Annotated in this window: 23 protein-coding genes and 1 pseudogene; 12 read left to right on the plus strand and 12 right to left on the minus strand. The window is 59.2% G+C overall.

Features of this window, described 5'->3' with window-relative positions; all coding sequences use genetic code 11:
* Window positions 1-14: 14 nt before the first annotated feature.
* Entirely contained in the window at window positions 15-1,280 is a 1,266-nt protein-coding gene (locus tag K1Y02_03400; GenBank protein MBX7255386.1) for a type II secretion system F family protein, read from the plus strand.
* Between the two features lie 107 nt (window positions 1,281-1,387).
* Here K1Y02_03400 and K1Y02_03405 read toward each other — a convergent pair whose 3' ends face one another.
* The 6 genes from K1Y02_03405 to K1Y02_03430 all read right to left on the minus strand — a co-directional run bounded on the left by K1Y02_03405 (window position 1,388) and on the right by K1Y02_03430 (window position 7,555).
* Window positions 1,388-2,896 (minus strand): MFS transporter, encoded by a 1,509-nt coding sequence (locus tag K1Y02_03405; protein MBX7255387.1) that lies wholly within the window; start codon window positions 2,894-2,896, stop codon window positions 1,388-1,390.
* A gap of 34 nt (window positions 2,897-2,930) precedes the next feature.
* Window positions 2,931-3,458 carry a hypothetical protein gene (locus K1Y02_03410; GenBank protein ID MBX7255388.1) on the minus strand — a complete coding sequence of 176 codons (528 nt, stop codon included), beginning with the start codon at window positions 3,456-3,458 and terminating at the stop codon, window positions 2,931-2,933.
* Between the two features lie 135 nt (window positions 3,459-3,593).
* Complete coding sequence (locus K1Y02_03415) at window positions 3,594-4,619, minus strand: cellulase family glycosylhydrolase (GenBank protein MBX7255389.1); 1,026 nt, start codon at window positions 4,617-4,619, stop codon at window positions 3,594-3,596.
* Between the two features lie 158 nt (window positions 4,620-4,777).
* Entirely contained in the window at window positions 4,778-5,512 is a 735-nt protein-coding gene (locus tag K1Y02_03420; protein MBX7255390.1) for a hypothetical protein, read from the minus strand.
* Between the two features lie 40 nt (window positions 5,513-5,552).
* Entirely contained in the window at window positions 5,553-7,181 is a 1,629-nt protein-coding gene (locus K1Y02_03425) for an iron ABC transporter permease (GenBank protein MBX7255391.1), read from the minus strand.
* 8 nt (window positions 7,182-7,189) lie between these two features.
* Window positions 7,190-7,555, minus strand: coding sequence for a PilZ domain-containing protein (locus tag K1Y02_03430; GenBank protein ID MBX7255392.1), 366 nt, complete (start codon window positions 7,553-7,555; stop codon window positions 7,190-7,192).
* Between the two features lie 164 nt (window positions 7,556-7,719).
* Here K1Y02_03430 and mtnA point away from each other — a divergent pair, with 164 nt between their 5' ends.
* The 4 genes from mtnA to recJ all read left to right on the plus strand — a co-directional run bounded on the left by mtnA (window position 7,720) and on the right by recJ (window position 13,328).
* The gene (gene mtnA, locus K1Y02_03435; protein ID MBX7255393.1) at window positions 7,720-8,811 is read left to right on the plus strand and encodes an S-methyl-5-thioribose-1-phosphate isomerase; all 1,092 of its coding nucleotides are present in this window, start codon (window positions 7,720-7,722) and stop codon (window positions 8,809-8,811) included.
* Between the two features lie 106 nt (window positions 8,812-8,917).
* Complete coding sequence (locus K1Y02_03440; protein MBX7255394.1) at window positions 8,918-10,948, plus strand: hypothetical protein; 2,031 nt, start codon at window positions 8,918-8,920, stop codon at window positions 10,946-10,948.
* 5 nt (window positions 10,949-10,953) lie between these two features.
* On the plus strand, window positions 10,954-11,634 hold the full coding sequence (gene cmk, locus K1Y02_03445; protein ID MBX7255395.1) for a (d)CMP kinase: 681 nt from the start codon (window positions 10,954-10,956) through the stop codon (window positions 11,632-11,634).
* Entirely contained in the window at window positions 11,631-13,328 is a 1,698-nt protein-coding gene (gene recJ, locus K1Y02_03450; GenBank protein MBX7255396.1) for a single-stranded-DNA-specific exonuclease RecJ, read from the plus strand. Before cmk ends, recJ begins: the two co-directional genes overlap by 4 nt.
* Window positions 13,329-13,331: 3 nt before the next feature.
* On the opposite strand, the gene K1Y02_03455 is transcribed toward recJ, so the two are convergent.
* Complete coding sequence (locus K1Y02_03455) at window positions 13,332-14,306, minus strand: PAS domain S-box protein (GenBank protein ID MBX7255397.1); 975 nt, start codon at window positions 14,304-14,306, stop codon at window positions 13,332-13,334.
* Window positions 14,307-14,580: 274 nt separating this feature from the next.
* Entirely contained in the window at window positions 14,581-15,699 is a 1,119-nt protein-coding gene (locus K1Y02_03460; protein ID MBX7255398.1) for an IMP cyclohydrolase, read from the minus strand.
* Between the two features lie 232 nt (window positions 15,700-15,931).
* Between K1Y02_03460 and K1Y02_03465 the strand changes: the two genes are divergently transcribed.
* The 3 genes from K1Y02_03465 to K1Y02_03475 all read left to right on the plus strand — a co-directional run bounded on the left by K1Y02_03465 (window position 15,932) and on the right by K1Y02_03475 (window position 19,406).
* Window positions 15,932-16,294 (plus strand): type II toxin-antitoxin system RelE/ParE family toxin, encoded by a 363-nt coding sequence (locus tag K1Y02_03465; protein MBX7255399.1) that lies wholly within the window; start codon window positions 15,932-15,934, stop codon window positions 16,292-16,294.
* 2 nt (window positions 16,295-16,296) lie between these two features.
* The gene (locus K1Y02_03470) at window positions 16,297-16,623 is read left to right on the plus strand and encodes a helix-turn-helix domain-containing protein (protein ID MBX7255400.1); all 327 of its coding nucleotides are present in this window, start codon (window positions 16,297-16,299) and stop codon (window positions 16,621-16,623) included.
* 584 nt (window positions 16,624-17,207) lie between these two features.
* The gene (locus tag K1Y02_03475) at window positions 17,208-19,406 is read left to right on the plus strand and encodes a DUF4114 domain-containing protein (GenBank protein ID MBX7255401.1); all 2,199 of its coding nucleotides are present in this window, start codon (window positions 17,208-17,210) and stop codon (window positions 19,404-19,406) included.
* A 12-nt stretch (window positions 19,407-19,418) separates the two neighbouring features.
* Here K1Y02_03475 and K1Y02_03480 read toward each other — a convergent pair whose 3' ends face one another.
* Complete coding sequence (locus tag K1Y02_03480) at window positions 19,419-19,820, minus strand: type II toxin-antitoxin system VapC family toxin (protein MBX7255402.1); 402 nt, start codon at window positions 19,818-19,820, stop codon at window positions 19,419-19,421.
* Window positions 19,820-20,047: an AbrB/MazE/SpoVT family DNA-binding domain-containing protein gene (locus K1Y02_03485; GenBank protein ID MBX7255403.1), complete on the minus strand. Its 228-nt coding sequence runs from the start codon at window positions 20,045-20,047 to the stop codon at window positions 19,820-19,822. Before K1Y02_03485 ends, K1Y02_03480 begins: the two co-directional genes overlap by 1 nt.
* Before the next feature lie 154 nt (window positions 20,048-20,201).
* Here K1Y02_03485 and K1Y02_03490 point away from each other — a divergent pair, with 154 nt between their 5' ends.
* Window positions 20,202-21,221 carry an NAD(P)-dependent alcohol dehydrogenase gene (locus K1Y02_03490; GenBank protein MBX7255404.1) on the plus strand — a complete coding sequence of 340 codons (1,020 nt, stop codon included), beginning with the start codon at window positions 20,202-20,204 and terminating at the stop codon, window positions 21,219-21,221.
* Window positions 21,222-21,258: 37 nt separating this feature from the next.
* Window positions 21,259-22,011, plus strand: a complete 753-nt coding sequence (locus K1Y02_03495; protein MBX7255405.1) for a dienelactone hydrolase family protein — start codon at window positions 21,259-21,261, stop codon at window positions 22,009-22,011.
* Between the two features lie 152 nt (window positions 22,012-22,163).
* On the opposite strand, the gene K1Y02_03500 is transcribed toward K1Y02_03495, so the two are convergent.
* Window positions 22,164-22,592 carry a hypothetical protein gene (locus K1Y02_03500; protein MBX7255406.1) on the minus strand — a complete coding sequence of 143 codons (429 nt, stop codon included), beginning with the start codon at window positions 22,590-22,592 and terminating at the stop codon, window positions 22,164-22,166.
* Between the two features lie 971 nt (window positions 22,593-23,563).
* Between K1Y02_03500 and K1Y02_03505 the strand changes: the two are divergent.
* Window positions 23,564-23,650 (plus strand): annotated as a pseudogene (locus tag K1Y02_03505) (acetyl-CoA carboxylase biotin carboxyl carrier protein subunit).
* 285 nt (window positions 23,651-23,935) lie between these two features.
* Complete coding sequence (locus K1Y02_03510) at window positions 23,936-24,448, plus strand: hypothetical protein (GenBank protein MBX7255407.1); 513 nt, start codon at window positions 23,936-23,938, stop codon at window positions 24,446-24,448.
* Window positions 24,449-24,949: 501 nt separating this feature from the next.
* Here the strand turns inward: K1Y02_03510 and K1Y02_03515 are convergent.
* Window positions 24,950-25,963 (minus strand): glycerophosphodiester phosphodiesterase family protein, encoded by a 1,014-nt coding sequence (locus tag K1Y02_03515; GenBank protein ID MBX7255408.1) that lies wholly within the window; start codon window positions 25,961-25,963, stop codon window positions 24,950-24,952.
* Between the last annotated feature and the right edge of the window lie 120 nt (window positions 25,964-26,083).

Here is a 26,083-nt window from a genome sequence, read left to right on the forward strand (position 1 = left end):
GGGAGGACGATCGAATGGCCATTAAGGGCGATAAGCCGGGCGCTCCCGGGCTCAAGCGTGTGGGCGCCGCAAAGAAAGGCGTTACCCGCAAGACGGGCGCGAAGGCGACTTTTGACCTCGACGAGGCCGTGGCAGCAGTTGAGGCCCCGGCAAGTTACACGTCTTCACTTCCTGCCGTCATGACGAAGCCGCTGTTTGGCAGCACGGTAAAGAAGAAATACGTCAATGACTTCCTGCGCCAGCTGATTATGCTGTTGGACGCTGGCACGTCGCTGCTCAAGTCACTGACCATCCTTTCCGAACGCAGCGAACAACGCGCTCTTCGCGAACTGATTACCGACATCACCCGGTACGTCGAAAACGGCAACGCGCTGTGGCAAGCCTTCGAACGACATCCCCGCGAGTTCGACCCCGTGTTCGTCAACCTCATCAAAGCGGGTGAGGCAAGCGGTACGCTGACGACCGTCCTGCGCCGCGTTGTGAAGTACCGGGAAAGCGAAGAGATGATGGGACGCCGGCTGGCAGGCGCGATGTGGTATCCCGCTATCCTGGTAACCGTCTGCATGCTCGTGCTGCTGCTCATTGCGAAGGTGGTTATTCCGGAATTCAAAGAATTGTTCGAGCGTCTCGGCGCCAGCTTGCCTTGGTACACAACCGACTTCATCGCGTTCGTCGAGTTTGTCAGTTCGATGAAGTTCATTGTGCCTGTCGTAATTGCGCTCGTGGCGCTTTACACCTTCTATCGGTTTTGGGTACGCAGCCCGCTTAACCGCCTGCGCGCCGACCGCATAAAACTGATGATTCCGGTCGTGGGCAAGAGCATTCTGCGCAAATCGGCCATTATCGAGTTCACGCGCTCGATGTCACTGTTGCTGCGCAGCGGTATCTCCATGATGGTCACGCTCGATCTGGTGCGTGGGGCCATCCAGAACCAGGCCGTCGCTCAGGTCATGCAACGCATTCGTGACTCGGTCGAGCGCGGCGAGGGCATCGAACAACCCTTGCGCGAAGCGAAGGCCCTGGTCCCGGCGGTAGTCACCGACATGCTGGTAACCGGTGAAGAATCCGGTCAGCTCGAGCAGATTGCCGAGCATATTGCCGAGACCTATGAGGAAGAGGTCGAAATCTCCATCGCCACCTTGGGCGAATTGCTGCAACCCATTCTGACCATCGTCATCGGCTTGATCGTCATGACGCTGTTTGCGGCGCTCTTCGTGCCGATGATTTCGCTGCTGGATGGCTTGATGGCGTCTGGCGCAGGCGGCGGAAGCGGCGTATAGCCCCATTCTCGAATCCTACGACAACAACCGCCCGCCCTCACCGGCGGGCGGTTCTCTTTTGCATAACCGCCGGCTGAGATGACGGCTCGCCCCGTCCGTGAAACGTCTCAGGGCCGCCAGCGATCCTCTTCACGGCGGCGTTTGCGCCACTGCTTCAGGGAGCCGTAGGGGAAGTTTGTAATATGGCGCACGCCAGGCACGGTGGACATGTTCTGCACCATCTGACGCATTTCTGAGAAAAGAGCCTGGCGGATGATCCCTTCTTCCACCTCGCCCTCTTCCTTGACCCGAATCAAACGCTGCATGGCAATGACGCCCAGCGCAAACGCAATCAGGAACACAAAATCCAGACCGCGCACATCCACCGTCGGCATCTCGAATGCCACTCGGCCTTCCTTCCAATAAAGCCAGGTCAACGATACCATCAACTCGTAGGGGGTGAAGTAATCCGCGACAATTCCCGCGCATATCGGCGCCAACGTGGCCACCATTCCGGAGACAAGCGCATTCACCGCCACGTAGGCCGTCGCTTTCCCATAGGGGGCGAGCTTGAGCGCAATATTGGCGGTGCAAAGTGTCACACCCGCGGTGGAAATGCCTGCCAGGATGTGTATCGCAAACAGCAACGGAATCGTCAGCACGGTAGGCTCGGGCATGGTGGTGAACGGCCACATAAGGAAGCAAATTAAGTAAAGCGGAGCTGATACGGACAAGACCGACTTGTTGCTGAAGCGATCCGCTAACCGTCCCCATATCCGGTAAAAGAGGACGTTAAACGACTGGCTGACAACCGTAAGCCCGATCACCCACGCCATCGACATGTGCAGTTCCTTCAACAGATAGACTGCGAAGAACGGGGTGGCAAAGTTCACAGCGCAATTCCAGCACCCCAAGAAGACCAGTACCTTTCGGAAGTTCACATCGCGAAATGGCTGGCCGAGTATCGTCCATAGGCTCAGCTCAACATTGGGCTGCATGACGGGCTCCGGCACGCGGCTAACAAAATACACGCTGAGATAACCCGACAACGTGGCAACCAGAAATAGGGCCGTGTAGGCGCCGAATGCGTTTTCGTAGTAATGCCGGTACGTGTCTACGCCGAATCCCGCGGCCAGACTGAGGACGGCCCCCACAAAGGTCGCCAGCGCCATGCGGCGCCCGAAGAAGGTCCCAAAACCCGTAATCGGCACAAAATCGCGCATCCACGAATTCCAGGCGCACCCCGCGATATTGGCCAGCCCGAAGAACATCACGAGAAAGCCCAGCAGACACCAGAGTCGGAACGGTTCAGGAACAATCCAGGGAATGGATGCGATGGCAATCCAGAAGGTCCGGCTGATCAAGGCCGTCAACATGACAACCCGCTTGCGGTTGCGGACTTTCTCCACAAGAAACATGGCGGGGATTTGAAACATCTGAGACAGCGGCGTTACTGCAGCGATCATCCCCACAAGGGCGTTGGACGCCCCCAACTCCAACGCAAAACTGATCAGGAATGCCCCCGTCGTAAACACGGTCATCGTCTGGGCAAATGCGCCATCGTACAAAAGCATACGAAGGCCGTGGGCCACCTCGACGGGTGCGATTGTCTCTTTAGGCTGAAACCACTTGTTCATGGGACTGTCGGGCTGCTCTTTCGGACGTGCGACGTCAATCGCACCACTCGAAACTGAACGTGCCGATTCGGAGCCCCCCTTCGTCGGCAACCAGCAGAAGGTACAGATCGCAGGGGCGCGGTTCAATTCCTTCCGGAGGATTCTTCTCAATCCCCACCGTCACCACCACCCACGCCTCCATGCTCGCTGCATCTATATCTTTCGGCACGCCATACCAATCGGGCATCTCGGTCGGCTCGGCCACCTCTATCCAGATAGGCCGCTCGTCCCAAAGGGTAAACGTGGCCAGGCCAGCTTGCAGCTCTTTGTCGAACTGCTCGCGCGTCATGGTTTCCTTGCCGCGAGTCGACAGTAGAGCGTACGCGCGGTCCACATCCAATCTGACCACGGCGTCGGAGAAGCGACGGGCAAGATCGGTGACGACATTCCTCCGTTCCGGGGAGATTTCGGCGGCGTAGGTCCCCCCTGCACCGGCCCGAAGAACCAGCAACGCCAGAATAGTCAAAGCACAAAGCGACACGAATACCGGAAGACGCCATCCTGGGAAGCGAAACGAGTTCATACGCGGTCACCCTCACCCACGAGACCCTGCATTCCCGCGCTTTGCATCGGCGCAACCGATCGTCGGCACAAAACGCTTACGGGCGATGTATTCTACACGCCCGGATGGCGGTAATCTTGTGCGCCGGGTACAGACTCAACTCTCCGCCTTCAGCAGGTCCAGCATAGCGCGGTCGAGCTTGTGCCCGTTCCACTCTTCGTACGTCACATCCGCGCGCTCACTATCCAAGATCCCAAATGACCCGGTGAAGCACCACTGCGCCCAACCCCATCCGGCCTCGCGCCAAAGCTCGAGGTTGTCCTTGAGCCACGCGAGCACGACGCCGTGCGGAGTCTGGTTGTGCGCGCCAAACTCGCCAACCATGACCCCGACACCCTTGGCCTCCAGATCCTTCCACGGCACGATGTTTCTCTCGTAGAGGGCCTGCTTGTCGATACGTCCGGTTCCGGTCTGCAACGGGTAGGTGGGAGTCTCCCACTTGTCAGCCCCGTCGACCCAACCGGCCTTGTGGTGCGAGATGCGCATCGGCTCGTACCCTCGCGTCGCCGCTGCCACGCCTAAGCCCAGCAGTTCGGTGGGCGCCGTTCGCGCCCAATAGCGACCGTCGCACACGATTAAGCGCGATGCATCTTCCTTTCGAATCTCACCTACAATGCGTTCGATGACCTTGCGGTGTACGTCGCCGGAAATGATCGCGGGCTCGTTGAGCAAGTTGAAGCTGAGCCGCCGGTTCGGAATCCCCTGGTAGCGTTTGGCAAACGCCGCCCAGTGCAGCGCGCAAACACGTTGGGCCTCCTCGTCTTTCCACAGGTCTTTCTCTTCCGCGGGCTGCGCCACGGTGTACCCTGGCGCGCGGTGGAAGTTCAGCTGCACGTGGATTCCGTGCTTCTCGCCAAACCCCACGGCTTCGTCGATCTCCTTCAGCACCGATTCGCGAAACACGGTCCAATCGCCGGGTTCGACCCAGCCGCGATAGTCCATGGGAAGGCGCACGAAGTTGAAACCCAGTTCCTGAATGAGCGCGAACTCCCGCTCGTCGAATTTGTCGTTGCGCCCTGCAAACTTCGAATGGAGGTTGAACCCACGCCACCGCGGAAGCTTGGCCGCTGTCGGTTCGGGCAACTCAGCAATCGACTCGGCCCTCGCGCCGCCAGATATCATGGCGCCCAGGCACCCCGCCGAGGCTGCGGCAAGAAATGTCCGCCGCGTGATGCGAGGAGCAAATCCAGTCCGTTTCATCTCCACCCCCCTTTGCGCTCTGAGCCGTATGCAAATAGCGGTCTTCGTCGGCGCTCAGTCGCGCCGGTGCACATTGCGAATTAGAACGCGTCTGTCGGATGCGCAACGGGATCCCATGTGAGAATCGTCGCGCTATGGTCGTGCTTGCGGACTTCCAACACATCTCCCTCGCCAAGGTCGATGTATTCGGGAGAATTGTCGAATGCCAGAACCGATGGCCCGCGCGTGATCAAGATGCGCACTACGGTGGTCTCGGGCACTACGAGATGACTGGTCAATTCCGTCGTATTCTTGAACGCAATACCAAGCCCCGCGTGAAAGATCCCTCGCGTGATTTGTGTGAAGTAAGCCGTGCTTCCGAACGGCGTGCTCACCACCAATCCGTCCCCAAGAATTTCGCGCCCCTCCAGGTACGGATCGTTGTCCAGCCACAGCTTGAAGCGAACGGCCGCGTTGATGTGGCCCATGTGGATGTTGAACTCGTTCATCGAAGTGAGACGCCGAGCCGGAGGCTCATTGCCCTTAAGAAACACCAAACATTCGATCTTGGTGAATTCCGTGCGGACCAGCGTTCCCGCCGCCATGCGCTCTATCACCGCTTCCGCGGGATGCGGAATGCATCGGTTCCCACGGCGGCTGTTGCGAATCGGCACTTTGGGGACTCCAGGCCACCGCAACTCCGCGCTCAGCAGCGTCCCATCGCCCCCGTAACACACAATAACGTCGGGGTAAGCGCTGACGAGTTTCAGAGCTGGTTGACGTTCAATGAGGGGTCTAAGGGTATCGGCTTCCGCCCCAAATAAGATGGTATTCATAGCCCCGTCTTTCGGTAAGTCGTGTCCGAAAGGATCGCACTCAGATGACACGGGATGCAAATCGGCGCGCCAGCACGAACGTCATGCCAACCAGCAGCATAAGGAACACACTGTAGGCGAACGCCACACCAATCCCCGATCCTCGCAACACCTCATTGATTCGCACGGCAATGGGGATGTTTGCCGGCGAAAACAATAGAATTGACGACACAAACTCGCCCAGGCACGTCGCAAACACAAGCGCCCCGCCCGCCACGATGGCCGGCGCAAGCAGCGGCAATACCACACGCTTGAAACAGAAAGCCGGCGTTCCGCCCAGCGTACGCCCCGCCTCGATGAGGGTTGCGTCGAACGGCTCGATCGCGGCGGCGGCCATGCGCGTAAGCAACGGTATGTTCCGCACAAAGTAGGCCATCGGAATCATCCAGACCGTGCCGACCAGCGGCAACCACCGATCATTGAACGCGACGATGAGATTCACGGCAATCACCGTACCCGGCAGGGCCCAGGGAATCATGACGACGGCATTCAGCAGACGTCCGCCCGGCCGCTTTCGCGCAATGAGATAGGCGGCGGGAACGGCCACAGCCAATGTAGCGGCCGCGGCAAACGCGCTCATCCATAGGCTGTTGCGTATCGGACGAAACGCCGTCGCATCGCGAAAGATGGTGCTGTAGTTTTCAATGGTCATCGCAGTGGGAACAATCTCCGTGTGCCACGCCCGATGATCCACAAACGACAGCCAGATAATTGTCAGATGTGGCAGCAAGAGCAGGAAAACGGCCAGCAATCCCGCGACCGTGGCAAAGCGCCTCGCTGGAGCGCTGCGTAGCGCAACACGCACGCCTTTCGACGCCCCGCCCCGTGTCTTCTGCCTTGACCGAAACAGCAGCACCCCCAGCAACGACACGGCGGCGAGCGTTACCGTCAGAGTCATGGAATCGGCCAGATCGTGGCGGTTCTGCGCTTCATAGACGCTCACGCTCAACATCGGATAGTTGTTTCCGAATATGAGCGGCGCACTGAATGAAGCGCCCGACGACATGAAGGTGAGCAGGGCCGCGCCCGAGAGCGCGGGCATAATCTGAGGAACGGTAACGCGAAAGAACACTCGTGCCCGTGACGCGCCAAGCGTTCGCGCCGCTTCGAGTTGGGCGGAATCGAGCGATTCGAGTGCTGCAGAAACCATGGCGTAGAAAAACACACAGAAGGAATAGGTGTGGATCAGAAGTATCGCACCGGGCCCGTCAAAGTGTATCCCTTGAACGCCTGACACTTGCTCCAGCATGCGAGGCACAAATCCGTCCCGGCCGATGATGTAGTAGAAGCTCACAACGCCCACGAGCGGCGGCAACGTGAATGGCAGATAGGCTAACCCCGCGAAGATGGCCCGGCCCGGAAACGAAATGCGGGCAAACGCGAAAGCCATGCATGTCCCGACGAGTCCCGACGTCAACACCGAGAGCATGGAAATCACGAGGGTATTGCGGACCGCCGCCACGCCCGCGCCGCGGGTCAAGGCTTCGAATTGCCAATGCGCGACGGCTTGCACCACCATCCTGGAGACGGGATAAACGATGGTTAGCCCTAATACGAGCAGGGTTGATACGAGGAGGACCCTATCGGGGAATCGCGAACCCGCGGCTATGCGCCGCACCCCATCGGCCACGCCATCCCTCACTCATCGTCAACGGGGGGCTGCGCCAAATCGTGCTCGACAAAGTCGAAAATCGCTTCCCGGTCTTCGTCATTGATCTTCGAGTACAAAATGGCAACTTTGAAGTGGTCGTCTCCCACTTCGTGCGGATCGCAACGGACAACGATCCCTTCGCACTCGACTCGGCGATTGTGAGGTTTGGGCAGTTCGATTGCGATGCTCATACGGGTCATCAGCGGAATCGGCTTGACCGTGTGACATAGCACACCGTTAGCGCTGATGTTGTCGATATGGTTCAACACTCCCGGTCCGCCATTGTCGACAACTACCGGAAATCCCTGACGGCTCCTCGCGTATCGCCGCCGTTCCTCGCCCGAATACCGCATGCCAGCTTCCTCCACCTCCGTGAGCCTGTAAGCAATTTCCAGTCGTATGCTTCATCGTACTGTACATCCACGGCATTTGCAACGCTTTCCGAGGGAACACGCGCCCTCTCCCGGCGAGTGCTACCTACGCTCGCATTGTCCTTCGCGAGGGTTTCGGGTAGCATATGGGGCATACTGGAAGTGTGGAGGTCTTTTTCGTGCCCTCAAGTACTGTCCGCTGGGATCAAGGCCGCTTGATCATTATCGATCAGACTCTTCTGCCTACGGAGTTCAAGGAAATTGAACTCCGCACGTCTGAAGACGTTTGGGAAGCCATCAAGTCTCTTCGTGTGCGTGGCGCGCCTGCCATTGGCGTCTGCGCCGCGTTTGGTGTTCTCGTTGGCGTGCGTGAAAAGGAAGCCAGTTCCCCCGAGCGCATCATTGAAGCGGTTCGCGAGACGGCCGGCTACCTTGCTACTTCCCGGCCAACGGCTGTCAATCTCTTCTGGGCATTGGATCGCATGCGCGACGTCGCCGAACGCGCGTTCGCCGGCGGCCATGGCCACGATCTGCTGTCAATCCTCGAACAGGAAGCCCTAGAAATCTACGACGAAGACACGCGCCGCTGCCGGGCTATCGGAGAGCACGGTGCGCCGTTGATTCGCGACGGAGACGGCGTGCTCACTCACTGCAATGCTGGTGGTCTCGCCACGGCCTCCTACGGTACGGCCTTGGCCGTTATGTTCCGCGCACATGAATTGGGGCGCTCGTTTCAGGTGTTTGCGGATGAAACGCGCCCCTTGCTTCAGGGCGCAAGGTTAACCGCATGGGAACTCCTCCAGGCGGGCATCGACGTCACGCTCATCTGCGACAACATGGCCGCGCAAGTAATGAAGGAAGGCCGGATTCAATTGGTCGTCGTCGGCGCGGACCGCATTGCCGCCAACGGCGATACCGCGAATAAGATCGGCACGTACAGCGTGGCCCTCATCGCAAAGGCCCACGGCATTCCCTTCTATGTTGCCGCGCCGATTTCCACCATCGACCCAACCCTCGACACGGGCGATCAGATTCCAATCGAGCAGCGCCTGCCCGATGAAGTCACTCACGGCTTCGGCAAGCAAACGGCCCCTGAAGGGGTCAAGGTGTACAACCCGGCATTCGACGTGACGCCGGCTTCCCTGATTTCGGGAATCATTACGGAGCGGGGCATTATCCGCGCGCCGTATCGAGATGGTATCGCAGCCTACACAGGAGTCGAGTTTGCCACTTTCTAGACCAGTAAACACTGGCGCTTCTCGTTTCGGCCGTTTGCACGCGCGTCGAACAGCCCCGGAGACTTTCCGGTCTTCGGCGCGTCGTTGGTTTGGGCGTTACTAAGCCATGCTGGACCGCTTGCTGGAATATGTGTTGCCTCTGCCCGAGGAGAGACTCTCGCGCATCTCGCTGCAAGACATGGCACTCTGCTGGGCGTGGCACGATTCATATGCCGAAGATCCACTGCAACAGCAGCTTTGGGCTGCCATTCCCGCTATCGTCTCCACGTGGTCCTCATGCGCGGGCAAACCCACGATCGTCACCGAAGGCCGCCGTCACCAGTGGATCCTTCGTGAACTCATCGACACCCTCCAGTCCAATGGTGTCATGGCGTTGGCCTGGGATGAAACCTATTTTCTGTGCCGCGTTCACGACCTTACCAACAACGTAAAAGACGCCGGTCTATTCGAGCGCGTTCGTTCAATACTTGGCAATCACCGGATTTCCCTCGATTCCCGCGTGCGAGGACTCCTGCTTAGACCAGGCCTCCCCATTCTCTCCGACCGCCTGCACGTCGTCACGTCGGAGGACTTGATGCGCGCCAGACCTCGCGAGATCAAGCTGTTCGCTGGTATCGCAAAGCCCGGGCGAGGGCCCGTGTTCACCCACAAGTCCGGCCACCTGAAGATACTCGACAGCGTGCCCGAGAACTGCACCGTCGTCGTCGAAAACGGCTCGTGCTCCGTCGAAGGCTTCGTCATGGGTAAGCTCGCCGCCACGCAACACTGTGAAGTTCAGGAGAACATCTCCGGTGTTGTTGTCGTGCGCCAGGGCGACATACGCGCGCGCAACATCATCGTGCGCGCATACGTTGTCTCCAAATGGGGCAACGTGTTTTGCATGAATGCCGAATCGCCCGATCTCGTTTTTGCGGGCAACGAGATCCGAGTCGAGACGTCCGCCCTGATGGGACGCTATGTGGCCGACAAAATCCGCGTAAAAGGAGATATCCACGGCGGTCTGTTCGAGGCGGCTTCGCTCCTCACCGCCGCGCGATTCCGCCGTTCGGAAGTGCGCGACCTCTCTATTGTTTTGCGCCGCGAGTTATCGTGCACGGATTACGGCGAAGAGCCCGGACCCGACGCCAGCAAGTACCTCGGCAGGGCGGCCCGGCTGCGACGGCAACTTGGAAACGAACGCACAGCCATTGACTATGCCAATCAAGAGGCCGAGCACGCCGCCAGTTGCGCACTCGTGTACCTCAACTCCGTCGAAAACATGCACCCCATTGCCGAGCGGCTGCACAAAGCCGAACACCGTCTTGCTCTTGTCAATCGCATTGTATCCGCCATGCAGACCTTGGCCGTCATGGCAGAAGACCGGCTCAATCAAGTCGTCCGGCATTCGGGAAGCATCCCGGACATACCCGATATCACTACGGCAGAGGAGCCCTTCTCCCAATTGGATGCAATTCACGCGGAGTTGGCCGGCATCAAGGACGAAGGCCAGCTTGACCGGGATGTCAATGACGAGTTCGTCGAGCTATCGGCCCTGAAAGAGCGCCTGCTAAACGCCACGGCGGACCAACGCAGGATTGCCGCACTCCTCATGCAGATTCGTGAGAAGATCGCAAAATGGCGGCGCGAACGCGACGAGCTCACTCAGACCATCGGCTACTATGAAAAGGAATTGCAGAACGCTTCGAATGGCGAGAATTCGGGCCGAGCCACCCGCTCCAACGTCCATCTACTGCGCCGGCTCCTTGCGACCGTTCGTGAGCGCGGCATGGGCAGCGATGAGGCGATTGCCAAGAAACTGCAGAGCGTTCCGATGCGAATGGCTCTCCGCACCGTGAACAACAGCCTGTCGCGCGCGTCCACTCACGAGACCAACGTCGCGGCGCTGCAACGCGATTTGGCGGACGTGGCGCAGCTCCTTCGCAAAGATTTCCAGATTATCATCAGCGAGGGTATCGACCGCTCGCAAGGCGCTCCGCGCGTCAGCGGTTGCTTCGACGCGCGTGTTCGCATCTACGCAGACCCCTTCCTGCTGAACGAACCTCAACCGCCCGCGGGAAGCTGTGTGCTGACTCCCGAGAGTGGAGAATCACCCCGCACCTACTGCCGACAAGACGGTTTCATTGTGGAGATGAAGTAAACGGAATGGAAAGCACATTGACCACGGAAATCGTGGCTATCGACGGGCCCGCCGGCGCGGGCAAAAGCACTGTGGCGCGAAAGGTCGCTGAAGTACTCGGCTACGCATTCTTGGACACCGGCGCCATGTACCGCGCGGCAACGTGGCTCGCGCTCACAAATGGCGTGGACCTGGATGACGCGCAGGCATTGGCAAACACCACACGTTCCATGAACCTGGATCTTCGCGAAGTGGATGGCCGTCAGCAGGTCCTCGTCGGAGACGAAGACATTACCCACGCGATTCGCACGCCCGAAGTGACGCGTCAGATTAGCAAACTGGATCACAATCCCGAGGTGCGCGCGCATCTCGTGGCACTGCAGCAGGCGTTTGGGGCGCGCCGTCCAACTGTCGCGGAGGGACGCGATATCGGGACCGTCGTCTTCCCGCACGCAAAATGCAAGATCTATCTGGATGCGTCTCTCGAAGAACGCACGCGCCGGCGCGCGCTGGAGTTCGAAAAGAAAGGCATCGCCTTCGATTCCAAGCAGTTGATGGAGGACATCCGCCAGCGGGACCATCGGGATATGTCGCGCAGTGTCGGACCGCTCAAGAAAGCGGACGATGCCGTGGTCGTCGAAACGGACGGTCTCACCCCCGACGAAGTCGTGGACCGCATCGTGCGCCTCGCGAAGGAGCGGGCATGAGCGCATTGACCGCGCGGTGCGATTGGCGAGTCGCAGAAGAAGATCGCACCGCGAGCCAGGCTTTGGCCGATCGAATCGGCGTGCCGCACATTGTGGCGCATATCCTTCGTACACGCGGCGCGGCGTCAGTGGAAGACGCTGAACGATTTCTGAATCCTTCCCTCGACTACCTGAGCGCACCAAGCCTGCTGGACGACCTTGACCGGGCCGTCGAACGCATTTCGGCGGCGCGAAAGAACAACGAGCGCGTCCTGGTCTTCGGCGACTACGACGTGGATGGCATTGCCGGGGCGGCTCTTATGCTGCGCGCACTCCGCCGCTTTGGAATCGAACAGAGCACGCACGCCATGCCCAAGCGCCTAACCGAAGGGTATGGCATCGGCATCGATCACATCGATCAGGCGCGCGCCGAAGGCGTTTCGCTCATCATCACCGTCGACAACGGCATAGCGGCGCACGAGCCCATCGAGCGGGCTCAATCGCTCGGCATCGATGTGATCGTCACGGACCACCATCAAATTGATGGCCCCTTGCCCAAAGCGTTTGCGGTGATGAATCCCAAACGCCAGGCCAGCGGATACCCCGGGGTGGACTCCTGCGGCGCCGGGGTCGCGTTTCGACTGGCTTGGGCTTTGACCGGCGAACAAGCCGATCTTGATTTGGTGGCGCTAGCGACCGTCGCCGATATTGTGCCGTTGCGCGGCGAAAACCGGGACTTGGTCGCAGTTGGCCTCGCGGCCTTGGCGCGCGCTCCGCGCACCGGCCTAATCCAATTGGCGAAAGTCGCGGGCATTGATCTGAAGAAGGTCACCGCCGAGGACCTATCGTTCCAGCTTGCGCCTCGCATCAACGCCGGGGGACGCATGGGCGACGGGCTCGCGGGTCTGAATCTGTTGCTTACCGATTCCGCGGTGGAAGCCGCAGAACTGGCCGAGGAATTGGATGCCGCGAACCAAGAGCGTAAAGAGCATGAGCAGGCCACCTACAACGAAGCGTTGGAGATGATCGAAAGCGGTTACACCGAATCGCAACGCAGCATCGTACTGGCGCGGCGCGGGTGGCATCCCGGCGTCGTGGGCATCGTCGCCAGCCGTATCCAATCGCGCTACTATCGCCCGGTCGTGCTCGTCGCCATCAACGGCGACGGCCTGGGCCGTGGGTCCGCGCGTAGCGTCGATGGGCTCAATATCGCCGAGGCGCTGAAGGCCTGCGAAACGCACCTCGTTGCATGCGGCGGCCACGCGGCAGCCGCGGGTATCACCATCGAAGAGACAAAAGTGGAAGCCTTTCAAAACGCCTTTGAATCGGAAGCTGCCTCCCGTCTCCCCGCACACGATTTGAAGCGGCCGCTTTCCATCGATGCGCAAGTCGCGCTGACCGAAATCGACGGGAAACTCGTGACGCTTCTCGACCGCCTGCAACCGTGCGGCGCGGCGAATCCTTCGCCGGTCTTGGCCGCCTACGGGGTGCGCGTCGCCCGGCAGTCGTGTAGAGAACTTCGCGGCGGCCACCTCAAGTTTGCCGTGACGGACGGAACCCGCACCTTCGATACCATTGGATTTCGTATGGGTGACCGGCTGAGTGCGCTGCAGTCTGTGGATGCCATCGACGTCGCGTTTAACCCGCAGTTCAATACGTGGCGTGGCGAAACGGTCGTCCAATTGGTGGTGAAGGATATCCGCGCAGCGCAATGACCTCTACGAGGCCTGCCTCTTGCGAGGTCCTTCTTCTTCGTCCGGCACTCCAGACGGAAACAAGTCCGGATACAAACGCCCAAGGCATTCCGGGCAGAATCCGTGCGAAAACTCCGCGTCGGAGTGGTTGTGGATATAAACCTCGATCTGCTCCCAGTACCCCTGGTCATCTCGAATCTTCTTGCACGAAGCGCAAATCGGGATCAAACCTCGCAACGTCTTGACCTGGGCCAGGGCTTCCTTCAATTCGCCAATGAGCTTTACGCGCTCTTGCTCCACGCGTGACCGCTCCGTCACGTCGCGGACCAGCGCGATAAACAAGATGCCGCGCCCCGACGGAACCTCATTGACGTTGATCTCCATCGGAAACGTTGACCCGTTCTTGCGCAGTCCCAGCACCTCAATGTCCTGCTGAACAATGTTGCGCTGGTCATTGTCCAAGTAAGAGATAAGGTAATCCTTGTAATCCGCGCGATACGAGGGGTCGATCAGCCCTTCAATGGAACGATTGGTCATTTCGCCCGGCGCATATCCAAACATCGTCGCTGCCGCCGGATTCACCGAATCTACCACTCCGTTGGCGTCAAACGACAGAATCCCGTATCCCGCGTACGTGATGATCGACGAGAGCTTCGCTTCCGTTTCCGCCCTGCGCTCATCGGCCGCCTGCCGCTTCACGGCCACGATACCGGTAATCACGATGGCTAGCACTGAAAATGAACGATTGAGGATCGCAACGCTGTCCGGCCCGTCCGGTGAGGTATACATCAGTCCCAAGATGGCTAGAGTCACGCAAAGCACCGTGACTGCGCCTGTGAAAGCACGTTGGGGCGACCACAGCGAGAACAATACGATACCGGCGTACAACACGCCCCCCGCCGTTCCCTGGAGCAACCGGCAGTCCAACAGGAAGACCGCGAGCAACGCCAAGGCCGTGGCCAGAAGAACTCTGGGACTTGTCTTGCCGAAAAACTTCATAGAAGCAAACACTCCCTGTGAATCTGAACGAGTTCACATCAGTCCGCTCAGGATTCCATTGCTTATATTGTGCCATATGCTCGCAGACGATTTTGACCGCTTAATCACCTCTTTCATTGATTTACATACTTATTTTTCGGAATATTCGGCAGAAATCCCAAAACCCATTGACAAAAATTCGCCAATATGACCATTTGCAATTTGCGCATTATTCGCAGTCCGCCACCAGGCGTGCCTTCGCTTGAAAACCTATCCCCACACTGCTTCCGAAGTTTCAGTGATGGGAGAAGCAACGCTCCTGCGTGAAGACCATCGCCGCACCTGCCTCGTTGCACGCGGCTATCGCGTCATAGTCATTGACGCTGCCGCCTGGCTGCGCAAATGCGGCCACGCCTTGGCTCGCTGCGGCGACAATGGCATCCCGGAAGGGGAAGAACCCGTCCGACGCCAGAACGGCCCCTTGCAGCGTCTCCACGCCCTTGTACTTCGCCTTTGCCTTGGAGACGGCCTGCTCCACCGCCCCGACACGATCCTGCTCGCCCGTGCCCACCGCGAGCGTCTGGCCGTTGCGCGCAATAACCACGCCGTTAGACCGCACGTGGATGTTCACGTACCACGCGAAAAGCAGGTCGTCGAGTTCCCGGTCCGTTGCCGCGCGCGCGATGTCGATACGCCCATGCTTCGCGTGCTCGCAATACGCCGGCAACAGATCATTCACTCCGCGGATGCGCGACAGGTAAGGCGTTGCCAAAACGATGCTGCCGTCGTCGAACACCTTCATTTCGAGCGCGTTCACAACGTCGCCCACATACTTCGGAAGCCCCATGAATTCGGGGACCTTGATAATCCGCATTTCCTTGTTACGGCGAAATTTCTCGAAGTTGTTGAGGGCCTCCAATGCCTCCGGCTCAAACGCCGGCGCCGCCACACCCTCCACGATCGACTGCATGATTTCGCTCGCCGTATCGCCGTCCACAGTCCGGTTAAACACCACTGTACCGCCGAACGCGGCCTGGGCATCCGCGTCGCGCGCCCGCTGGTACACTTCCACCAACGGCATCGTATCCACCTGAATGGCGACTCCCGAAGGATTGCAGTGCTTCATCACGGCGCACGCCGGCCGCTGCATGTATTTCAGAATACCGATGGCGTGGTGCATGTCTTCGATGTTCGTCTGCGAAAGGCCGCTCTTGCCGGTCTTGAGGATCTCGTACGCTCCCAACACCAACTTCTCGCCGTTGACGGGCCGGTAGAATGCCGCCGGCTGATGCGGGTTGGTTCCGTAGCGCAGATCCTCAACCTTCTCGTAACGCCGCCCCAGCGCCTCGAACGCCGCGGGGAAATCCCCCACCGTCTTCGTCCGATACATATCCTTCAAATTGTCTATCGCCATAATGCAAACACCCTTTCTGCGCCAAGAAAACCAGGGAAACACGACATGCGTAACAAGAAATCGTTTAGGGAATGCAGCCCCGGCACGTAGACTGACACACAATCCGGGGGAAGTCAAAACGAACTGGGCGATCTATGCCTGCGGACCGTCATCGAACCCCAGGAACGAGCATATCCCGACCTGCTGAAATAATGACCTTGACAACATATGGATTACAATCCATAATTCTTGCATGAGTTGGGTTGTCGAAATGGGCGATGAGTTCAAACCTGAATTCGACGAATTTCACAAGGACGTGAAAGTGGAGTTGCTAGCATTAGCCCGCCTTTTGCAGCAGTTCGGCCCGCAATTACGGCGTCCTCATGTTGACACGCTGAAGGACTCGCGGCACGCAAATATGAAGGAGCTACGATTCGCCGCGTCGGGCGGCGCCTGGAGAGTCGCATTCGCTTTCGACACGAAGCGCAAGGCTATTCTGCTCGTGGCCGGAGACAAAGCGGGTGTGAACGAAAGGCGATTCTATCGAGAATTGATCCGCAAGGCGGATGATCGTTTCGACGCTCATCTCGCCCGGCTGAAACGAAAAGGTCTGTAGCCATGCCCACCAACATAGACGACATAATCAGGAGTCTAAGCCCCTCCCAGCGCAAGAAAGTCGAGGCTCGCGCGGCACAGCTCATTGCGGAAGAAATGACACTGCGTGACTTGCGGCGTGCTCGAAAACTCACGCAAGTGAAAATGTCCAGAATGCTCGGCATTACCCAAGATAGCGTCTCCCGGCTCGAACGCCGCAGCGACCTTATGATCTCGACCCTTCGAAAAACCATCAAAGCCATGGGCGGCAGACTGACTATCATCGCCGAGTTTCCCGACCGCAAACCGGTGATCCTATCTGGAATCGGCGACGATAAGACAGCGAAGTAGCCGACAGCGATTACGAAGTCTGCGGACCGTGTTGTGGCAGGGTCTTGGCCCAGCCACTCCGCCGACACACTTGTCGGCAGGCGACCGGCAGGTCTCGGTTCCATCGCCACAACAACGCCAACCAAAGGCCGACTCAATATCCCGCACTCGATGGCTTTCAGGTTCACGCCACGCTACGCATTACCCGCAACCCACGGTGTACACCACGCCGCGCTCGGCGATCGCGGCTACTCGGCAACCTGCGCTTTGCCTTAATGCAATCCACGCCGCGCGACACCTCCTTCTTCACCACCTCATTCTCCGGAGAGCCGTAGGCACGGTAGACTCCAGCCCCGGGTGAGATTCGCGGCAACGACGCGAATCGAAACCCCAGGCACCAGCACCCCCCAACGGGAGCCCTGTCAGGGCGAAAGCAACTCGCACGAGTCATTATTGAGGAGTGTGAGGTGTTGCCTGAGGAGTTGGTGCAGCGGGGGTAGCGTCTAGTGGCGCAGCGTAGCCGCAATCAATCCTACTGGCGTCACTACTCGGGTTCCGAATACACTCAACCGGCACTATAGCGATCAAGGGGAGCCACGAAAACGATGTCGCGAATGCGTGGGCTTGGCTACAAGCAGTCCGCTGCTCTTACCGCCGCGCTGTGTCTCGCCGCGCTCCTCTCTTCCTGCGGACCAAAGCCATCCCCCGTCCAATCGTCGTTACGGCGGTTCGATTTTCCATTGGTGGGGTTGGTGCAGGAGAGCGGTTCCGACTGGGCGTCTGAACGGTTTAACAAGACACTGCTGCCGAAGCTCATCGTGAAGGGCGCGCAGGAGTTCACCGCCGCCGCGCTGGAGCAGAACTTGAACCAGATCGCCCTGGATCCGAACAAGCTCGTCATGGCAGAGGGAGGCAAGGTCCGGCTCTATTACGTCAGCGAGTCGTCGGGATTCCGCAACATTCTCGGCATCAATTTCGAAGGAATCGGCATCAAGTCCGGCAAGCCGATGTATATCTTTCCCAATGCGAGCTCGAACCTTGACCTGTATCAAGCCGCACAACACGTCAACGTCGAAGAGAATACCTTCGACGTGAGCGCCATGGGTGAACGCAGCGAGGAAGCGCCGCTGATGCCCGGCGACTTCGTCGATCTCGGCCATCTCCCGGCGGGCACGCCCCTGAACTTCTTTCTCATAAACGAAGACCCCAACGTATTTACCACGCATCCTGAAGCGAACCCCGACGGTATCGTCCACGTGGTCGCGGTGGCCATCGAGGACAGTCCCTACCTGCTAATCAGCTTCGAGGACCTGCTAAATGGCGGCGATAAGGACTACAGCGACTGCGTGTTCATGGTGGAAGTGGGCGAGGGCAATATCCAGGCGTTGATTGGGAAGATCGACCCTTTGCGCCAAGCGAAACGCATCGCGGCGATAGTCGGGTTCCTAATGGTCTTCGTGGGCGGGCCCTTGGGATTCCTGTACATGCGCAGGCGAATCCGCTTAGCGCGCCTCGCCGCCGACCTGAACCGCGCCGGCGAACTCCTCACGTCGTCCCAACCGGAAGCCGCCTTGCCCCTCATTCGCGCCCGAAAGAAACTCGCCGGGCGCACGCGGTCCGCAGAGTGGGAAGACCTCGAAATCACCTGCCTGAATCAGCTTGGCGCCGTGGGCGACCTAACCGAGCTGTACAAGGAATCACCCGATGCCTTCACACGCCACGAAACACCGTCGCTAGACGTCGCGCGCGCCGCTATCGAAACGGATCGCTTCGACCTCTTCCAGACCATGCGCGAGTCGTGGCGGGAACGCGAAACCGCCCCGCAGGACTGGCTCGCATTGGATGCGGACGTCCTCATGAGACAGGACAAGTCCGAGGATGCCCGCGAAATCTTGGAGGCGGCTCGCTTCGAAGGCGCCGCCGATGCGCGAAGGCTGATCCGTTTGGCCCTTGCCACGGCACACGACGATCCCGCGGCCGCGCATGCCGCGCTTGCGCGCGCAGAGGCCTTGGGAGCGCAGGCTTGGGAAGTCCGCCTGTTTCAGGGAAGGATTGCGCAGGCGCATGGCGACGCGCCACGAGCGGAAGCCGCATACAAAGCGGCCCTGACCGCGAATCCGCGCGATCTCTTCATTCGCGATGCGCTTGCCGAACTATTGCGAACCGAAGGCCGCTTCGCGGAAGCGGTTCACGTGTGGTCGCAGGGACTGACCGCCCCGTCGATGGGATTCGTCTGGACCAAGACGCTGTTCTGGTGCCGCGTGGCAGCGCCCGCGCCGGTGGACTGGCAGACCCTCGATCCGCCGCAAGACACGTTGCGGCCGCTCGTGCAGTTTGTGCGCGCCCTGCCCCCAACCTGTTTCTGGAATGAGCGCGCATTCGGCCCCGTCGCGGAAGCGCGTCCGGACCTCGCGTCGCGCCAGGAAGTGTTCTGGTTGCGCCTGCTGGAAGCCCTGCGAACGCGCAAGACCGACGAAGCCCTCGCCCTGCTGAACCTGAATCGGTTCGGGCGCCACTCGTGGCACGCGCGACTCGAAGTGGCCCTGTTGAGCCTGCTGACGTACCACCGTCTTGGATTTGTCGATCCCGCGCTTGTAAAACTCTCGGAAGGAAGCGGAACCAAACCCCATCCGTTCTTCGACACGCTGGAAGCGTGGGCCTCCGGTTCGGCTGTTCCACCCGAGTTCGTGCGATTGATGCAAAGCAATGATGCGTTTGCTGCCGCGCTCAAAGCAGCCGGGTGGATTGCGGCAGTTGGGTTACTCTCAGAATACTCTGGTGCAAGAGCAAGTGACTCTCAATAGAATCAACCAGACCTACGGTTTTACAAGCTTGACACTCGGAAAGTACCTGCTGAATCGAAGCGGATCGCGTGTAACCAGAGTATGGTTCTCCACGGCAGCGTGAGCGCCTATGAAGAAGTCTGGCAAGGGATGAAGCTTCGACCCCCCTCGCCGCCGGTATCGGGCGAAACACTTGGCCGCAAGAAATGCCGCTTCACGCGGGATTGCACGATACTCGAACACGCCAGACGGCAGCACCTCCTCCAATTCCTCGATGCGTTCGAATCGCACGGAAATCTCCGCATAGATCACTGGATTCAGAATGATGGCCCCAACGTCAGCCGCTGAACTCAACGCGCGCGACGACCAGGAAAACCATTTCGAGTCTCGCGTGAAGACATCCAGATAGACACACGAATCCAACATAAAGGGCATCAGGCTTTTCCCCTTGTCAGAGCCATGATCTCGTCTGTCGTCATGTTTACAGAACCCTTACCCGCCATTCTCTCCACCAAGGCTTTGCCCCGTCCCGAGTCGGCAACCTTCTTGAGGAAGAGGCGCCCCTTTTCCTCAAAGAATTCCACTTCGCATCCCGGTGCGATGCCGGTCTTCTCCCGTATGTGAAGCGGGATCGTAACTTGACCTTTTGTAGTAACCTTCACGAGGCGCCCTCCTCATATTCTTACTTGTAAGAATAATACCGTCTCCTGCCGGTCGCATCAAGTCGCGATAATTCCCATCCGTCCTTCCCTGCTATACTCCACGGAGTATCCGGGGGAATGGGCGCAACCGGGGGAGTCGTGAAAGGATACCGCTATGAAAGCCGTAGTCATCGAAAACGCCTTCGGGTTGGACAACCTGGCTGTGACGGAACGCCCCGAGCCTGATCCCGGCCCCGGCCAAGTGGTCGTTAAAGTCCATGCCGCCTCGCTGAACTATCGGGACTTGCTCACCGTCCAAGGCTTCTATAACCCGCGCCAGCCGCTGCCCCTGGTGCCGCTGTCCGACGGTGCTGGCGAGGTCGTGGCCGTGGGTCCCGGTGTAACGCGCGTCAAGGTAGGCGACCGTGTCGCCGGCGCGTTTGCTCAGGGCTGGATATCCGGCCGCCCCAGCCGCGCCAAGCTGCTCGACACAACGCTCGGTGGACCTCTTGACGGTATGCTGCGCGAGTTTGCGCTGCTCGGCGCGGAAGGGGTTGTTCACATTCCGGACCATCTTTCATACGAGGAGGCCGCCACGCTTCCGTGCGCGGGTTTGACGGCATGGAGCGCGCTCGTGCGGCATGGAGACGTCAAGCCCGGCGACGTGGTGCTTGTACTGGGAACGGGTGGCGTGTCCATATTCGCGCTGCAGTTCGCCAAGTTGCTGGGCGCGACCGTGATCGTGACTTCGAGCAGCAACGAAAAACTCGAGCGCGCAAAGGCCCTCGGCGCGCACCACTGCGTGAACTACCGCGAAAACGCGAACTGGGCAAAGACCGTGCGCGAGTTGACAGGCGGCGAGGGCGTGGACCATGTTATCGAGGTCGGAGGCGTCGGCACGCTGACGCAATCGATGCGCGCCGTGCGGATGGGGGGAACCATCAGCCTCATTGGAGTGCTGGCCGGTGCGGAATCCTCGCTCAATCTGACACCGCTGCTCATGCAGGATATTCGCCTCCAGGGGGTGATTGTAGGCCATCGTGAGAGTTTTGAAGAGATGAATCGCGCTATTGCCGCGCGCACCCTCAAACCGGCCATCGATCGCGTGTTTGCGTTCGAGGAAGCCAAAGAATCCTTCGAGCTGATGGCCTCCGGCGGACATTTCGGGAAGATCTGTATCCGCGTGTCGCACTAACGCGGCCCGCGCATGCTGAAGTGGAAGGAGAACGTCTATGAAACCCTTGGTTTCGTGCGGCGTAGTTGTGCTCGGCGCATTGATGGCACTGGGCTGCGCAACTACGCAATCAAAAGAGAGGTGTAACGTGAGTTCCAAGATGACGCCAACCGGCTTCCTGAATAAAACCATGACCGTGGACGGCAATACGCGCAATTACGTTGTGTACGTGCCGTCCGACTACGACCCCGGAAAGAAATGGCCGATGGTCGTGTTTCTCCACGGCATGGGTGAGCGCGGCAGAGACGGCTTGCTTCAAACCGAGGTCGGCATTGGCAGCGCCATTCGCCGTCAAGCGAGCTTGTATCCGTGCATCGTCGTGATGCCCCAGTGCCCTGGCGACACCGTTTGGTTGAATGCCTTCCAGCATATCGATGTCGCGATGGAACAGACCCTGAAGGAGTATTCGATCGACTCGTCGCGCATCTACTTGACCGGCCTCTCCATGGGCGGGTACGGATCGTGGGCCTACGGCGCGCTGCACAACGACGTGTTTGCCGCAATCATTCCAATCTGCGGCGGCGGCAAGGTATCCGATGCGCCTGCGCTGGCGAAAGTGCCCATCTGGGCCTTTCACGGCGGAGCCGATTCCGTGGTCAAACCGCTTGCATCACAATCGATGGTGCAGGCCGTCAAAGAAGCCGGTGGCAACATCCAGTACACCGAGTATCCCGGTGTCGACCACAATTCATGGGATCAAACCTACAGAGACCTCGATGTCGTCAAATGGCTGTTAAGTCAGAAGAAATGACTGCCGCGCAGCGAATATCTATCGCGCTGATGCGATTCGCGAACTGAGATGTAGACTCGATTGCAGTCAACACGAAAAACGATACGGGCCGATGGAATGGAGTTACCGTTCCATCGGCCCGTTGAAATACTATCGCTCGGTTTCAGACTGAACTAGACGCCTTCAACCGTCACGCCGACTGCGCGCCACTGGCCGTCGGCTTCTTTCTTCATGTTGAACTCGATCGTCGCGCTGCCGAACGAGGCCGACATCTCGACCGGATACACCGTCGCGGTGCCCTTCTCGATCGTGATCTTCGCGTTGTCGATGTTCACCTTCGCATTGTTCAAGTCACCCTGATCGAAGGACTGCTTCAGGAATCCAACCAAACCGGCTTTGTCGCCCCACTCATAGTGCTTGAACTCGCTGGATATGCCGCTCTCAACCTTTGCGATGTCTTTGCCTTCGATTCCGGCCTTCCAGTTGCCAAGCACACCCTTGATCAGCTCTTCGTCGCTCGGGCCCTTCGCAGCCGTGGCGCACCCCGACACCAATGCCATCACAATCGCCAAACTCATCGTCAGAATCATTGCCTTACGCACTGTTCGAACCTCCCCTTATTGACTCATATCGCGTCAAACCGTATGGCCACTCTGGCCCGCGCCAATGGAGCCAGCCCTCGCAGTATATCCGCCTGCGGACCATCAATCAAGGAAACTTCCTCCGGTGAGCCGTGTATGCGGAAAGGACTCCCTGCAAGTAACTTACGGGTATTTCGTATGGACATGGCGAGGACTTCCATAACGGTTCACTGACTAAAGGTCAATCCAATTGAATCGTGACCGCTCTGACTGCGCCTTCCGGCAATGTTGCGACGAGACTCCCAGAACGCTACAATGACATTGCCCGTAATAACGGGCGAGGCTCTGGCGTGAGAACGATTCCGCAGCACGAGGACGTTCTCAGGAAGGGCGTGGGTGCCTTTCCCCCGTGGACATTGAGCTTGTTCCGAAGGGAAATGAGCCGGGCCGCAATGTACCTTCCGGCGTTCGCCCACCGCCGGAACAGGCTCAACCGATTCGGAAAGAGGAGAATTACGATGAAGAAGATTGCTGCGATTTGTGCGGTGCTCGTCATGGCCGTGTGCATTGGCGCTTGCTCGCCTGCCCCGACCACCCCGGCTCCGGCCCCCGGTGAAAACGTCACGCCCCCGGCTCCGCCCGCGGATGTGAAGCCCGAAGCTCCGGCTCCGGAAAAGCTGCCGGAAAGCGCTATGCCTGCTGAACCCGCCGCTGAGATGCCCGTAAGCACACCAGCCGCTGGCTTGGCTGGCACGTCCTGGAAAGTCCAGTACCAGGGCAGCGAATACACCGTCAACTTCACGAGCGACACCGAAGTGAAGATTTCGGGCGGCGAAGCCGATGCCCAAGCTCCGGACGGCCTTGTTGGCTCGTACAAAGTTGCCGACGGCAAGCTTACCGTTGATATTCCGTCGGTCGGTATGACCATCGTCGGTGAATACGACGGCACCGTCTTGAAGCTCGACGGCAACGAAGCGAAGAAGGTGGAAGCGGCTGCTGCTCCTGCCGCACCGGCCGATGCTGCCGCCCCGGCGGCCCCGGCTCCTGCCGAAGGCGCTGCTCCCGCCGCCGCTCCTGCGGCGAAGACCGATGATTTCGACGAATTTGACTACACGAAGGGTGGCGGCTCCGCTAGCGCACGTCGTTAGTCAAAAAGCGTCTGCCAACGAATAACGATTACGACCGGTCTGCGAGTCTCGACACTCGCAGGCCGGTTTCTATTTGGGCGGACCACGAGAAAGGGTAGCGAAAAGCCCTGCAAGACAACCGCAAGGGGGATCCTCGAACTCGTGCACGCTGACGGTGTCTAAGTTGTGGACCAGGACGCCTGCGGCATGAAACAGTGCAGAGAGAAGGAGACACATATGAAAAAGCTGGCAGTTGTACTCGCCATCGCCTTCACCGTAACTCTCGTGGGAGCATGCAACAACGAGAAGACATCGGAGCGCGACACAGTGCGAACTCCACCGACTTCGCCGGAGAAGACGGAGACTGCACCTCCAGCGGTCGAGAAGGAGACCCCGTCAACCACCGAAACCACATCGTCACCGACGACTGAAGTAAAGGTAGAGCGAAAGAAGTCGCTCAAGGACACAGCATGGGATTTCACGTGGGACAACACCACGTACAAGCGACTGGAGTTCACCAGCGACGCGAACGTGACGCTAAAGGGCGGGGACGCGCCCGAAGCGGGCATTCCAGGTATGTTCACGCTTGCTGAGGACGGAACGTTCACCTTGACGGCTGGGGACATCAACGATTCCGGAATCTTTGACGGAACCGTACTGAAGGTTGCCGAAAAGGACGGCAAGAAAGATCCCATTTACCCGGATGACTTCGACCCAACTCCAACCAACGAAGTGAGTTCGCGGCGTTAGCCCGCGACTTCCTCCGGCAATGACTGCTCAAGTGCCATTCGTTGTGCCCTGCGTTGTGACTGGTTCTCCTGATCCGCCGAGGCAGACCACTCCCCGCGACCGCAGGTCTCCCCCGCCCACCACCACCGTATTGTGGCGGGGTCTCCTGATCCGCCGAGGCGGACCACTCCCCGCGACCGCAGGTCTCTCCCCACCATCACCACTGTGTTGTGGCGGGGTCTCCTGATCCGCCGAGGCGGACCACTCCCCGCGACCGCAGGTCTCCTCCCCACCACCACATCAACGCCAACCAAACTCCAACTTAATACCCCGCAACCTACGGTGTACACCACGCCGTGCTCGGCGAGCGCGGCGCTACCCGGCAACCTACGCTACGCGCAGATTCCGTCCGTGTTCCCCGTGTTTTGAAGTCAATTGGCCTTCCTATCGGTGTTCATCGGTGGTTGAATTACTTGAGTTGTGCCACTGCCGCGCCATAATGATTTCTCTGTCCTTGCGCTTCTACTTGTGTACCCCGTGTTTGCGAAGCGCAGGCAGCAACAAATCCAACCGGTCCGTTTGAATGTAATCGGCTCCGCCTTCTATTGCCTTCACGTAGAGCGTCTCGTTGTCTTCCTTGCCCATTGCATTGACAAAGGCCAGCTTCCCGGCGAGGTGCGCCGTTCGCACAACCGACAAGCTTGTATCATCCCATCCCATGTTGACGATGCTTGGATTTATTTCCTTGAGAAACGCTTTCAGCGCTTTCTCCTCCGTGGGAACCGTGGGACGCGTAAGGAACCCGGGGTCGATGGCAACTGTCTGTTTCATCGTTTCGAGGTTGCCGCAATACAACGTGACCTTACCCAACAGTCCCGCCTCGCGCACGGCTTCAACAACCTTTCGCGGCGTCCCCATCTTGAAATCGATGTCAGGCAACGCGCGCCCCTTGATGGCCTCCATCGCCTCTTCAAAGGTCGGCACGCGCGTACCCTTGAACTCGGGTCCGAACAAAGCCCCCGCGTCCAGCTTGCGAATCTCGCCCAAGGTCATCTGTGAGATTGCGCCCTTTTCACCCGTGGTCCTCTTCACGGTTCCATCGTGCATGATGACCAAATGACCATCCTTCGTCTCACGCACATCCATCTCCAGCAGATCCGCCCCGAGTTCAATCGCCTTATTGAACGCGGGGATGGTGTTCTCCGGTGCAAAGGTAACGGTCCCGCGATGCCCCACCGCCAGAATGCCCGGCCACGTGTAGATTGCTTGCCCGTTTCCGCTCGTTATCGAAAGCACACGCGCAACCTGCCCATCCACCACGGCTTCGAATTGCTCGCCCTTCGCCTTGCAGGTCACGTGATACGTAACCGGCGTCTTGTCGGCAACACGCTCCACTTTTGAATTCTGCAGAGAGTCCATTTTGTACGAGACAAGCTGGACTGCCTCTTCCGGAGTGATGGGCGGCAACGTCCAGCCATTCAGCGCGGCGATCGCAAACGCCGCGACAATCGAGAGTCTCCGCATTGCCTTCACCACGATTCTCCCTCCCTTGTACCCTCTTCGGTGCGTTCTATCGGGAAATACGCTTCCCCTCTCTGGGGTTTTCTTCAAAGGCGGCAAGCGCCAACCATCACAACTCCGGAGGCTAGTCCATGA

The sequence above is a fragment of the Candidatus Hydrogenedentota bacterium genome (assembly GCA_019695095.1).
Taxonomy (GTDB): Bacteria; Hydrogenedentota; Hydrogenedentia; order Hydrogenedentales; family SLHB01; genus JAIBAQ01.

Bases quoted from the DNA above. Each gene is read 5' to 3' on its own strand.
- K1Y02_03480 (MBX7255402.1), bottom strand. From the start codon at position 19,820: ATGCCCTTTATGTTGGATTCGTGTGTCTATCTGGATGTCTTCACGCGA.
- K1Y02_03475 (MBX7255401.1), top strand. From the start codon at position 17,208: ATGTCGCGAATGCGTGGGCTTGGCTACAAGCAGTCCGCTGCTCTTACC.
- K1Y02_03490 (MBX7255404.1), top strand. From the start codon at position 20,202: ATGAAAGCCGTAGTCATCGAAAACGCCTTCGGGTTGGACAACCTGGCT.
- K1Y02_03430 (MBX7255392.1), bottom strand. From the start codon at position 7,555: ATGCGGTATTCGGGCGAGGAACGGCGGCGATACGCGAGGAGCCGTCAG.
- K1Y02_03455 (MBX7255397.1), bottom strand. From the start codon at position 14,306: ATGAAGTTTTTCGGCAAGACAAGTCCCAGAGTTCTTCTGGCCACGGCC.
- K1Y02_03415 (MBX7255389.1), bottom strand. From the start codon at position 4,619: ATGATATCTGGCGGCGCGAGGGCCGAGTCGATTGCTGAGTTGCCCGAA.
- K1Y02_03400 (MBX7255386.1), top strand. From the start codon at position 15: ATGGCCATTAAGGGCGATAAGCCGGGCGCTCCCGGGCTCAAGCGTGTG.
- recJ (MBX7255396.1), top strand. From the start codon at position 11,631: ATGAGCGCATTGACCGCGCGGTGCGATTGGCGAGTCGCAGAAGAAGAT.
- K1Y02_03510 (MBX7255407.1), top strand. From the start codon at position 23,936: ATGAAAAAGCTGGCAGTTGTACTCGCCATCGCCTTCACCGTAACTCTC.
- mtnA (MBX7255393.1), top strand. From the start codon at position 7,720: ATGGGGCATACTGGAAGTGTGGAGGTCTTTTTCGTGCCCTCAAGTACT.
- K1Y02_03420 (MBX7255390.1), bottom strand. From the start codon at position 5,512: ATGAATACCATCTTATTTGGGGCGGAAGCCGATACCCTTAGACCCCTC.
- cmk (MBX7255395.1), top strand. From the start codon at position 10,954: ATGGAAAGCACATTGACCACGGAAATCGTGGCTATCGACGGGCCCGCC.
- K1Y02_03460 (MBX7255398.1), bottom strand. From the start codon at position 15,699: ATGGCGATAGACAATTTGAAGGATATGTATCGGACGAAGACGGTGGGG.
- K1Y02_03465 (MBX7255399.1), top strand. From the start codon at position 15,932: ATGAGTTGGGTTGTCGAAATGGGCGATGAGTTCAAACCTGAATTCGAC.
- K1Y02_03470 (MBX7255400.1), top strand. From the start codon at position 16,297: ATGCCCACCAACATAGACGACATAATCAGGAGTCTAAGCCCCTCCCAG.
- K1Y02_03495 (MBX7255405.1), top strand. From the start codon at position 21,259: ATGAAACCCTTGGTTTCGTGCGGCGTAGTTGTGCTCGGCGCATTGATG.
- K1Y02_03440 (MBX7255394.1), top strand. From the start codon at position 8,918: ATGCTGGACCGCTTGCTGGAATATGTGTTGCCTCTGCCCGAGGAGAGA.
- K1Y02_03410 (MBX7255388.1), bottom strand. From the start codon at position 3,458: ATGAACTCGTTTCGCTTCCCAGGATGGCGTCTTCCGGTATTCGTGTCG.
- K1Y02_03405 (MBX7255387.1), bottom strand. From the start codon at position 2,896: ATGAACAAGTGGTTTCAGCCTAAAGAGACAATCGCACCCGTCGAGGTG.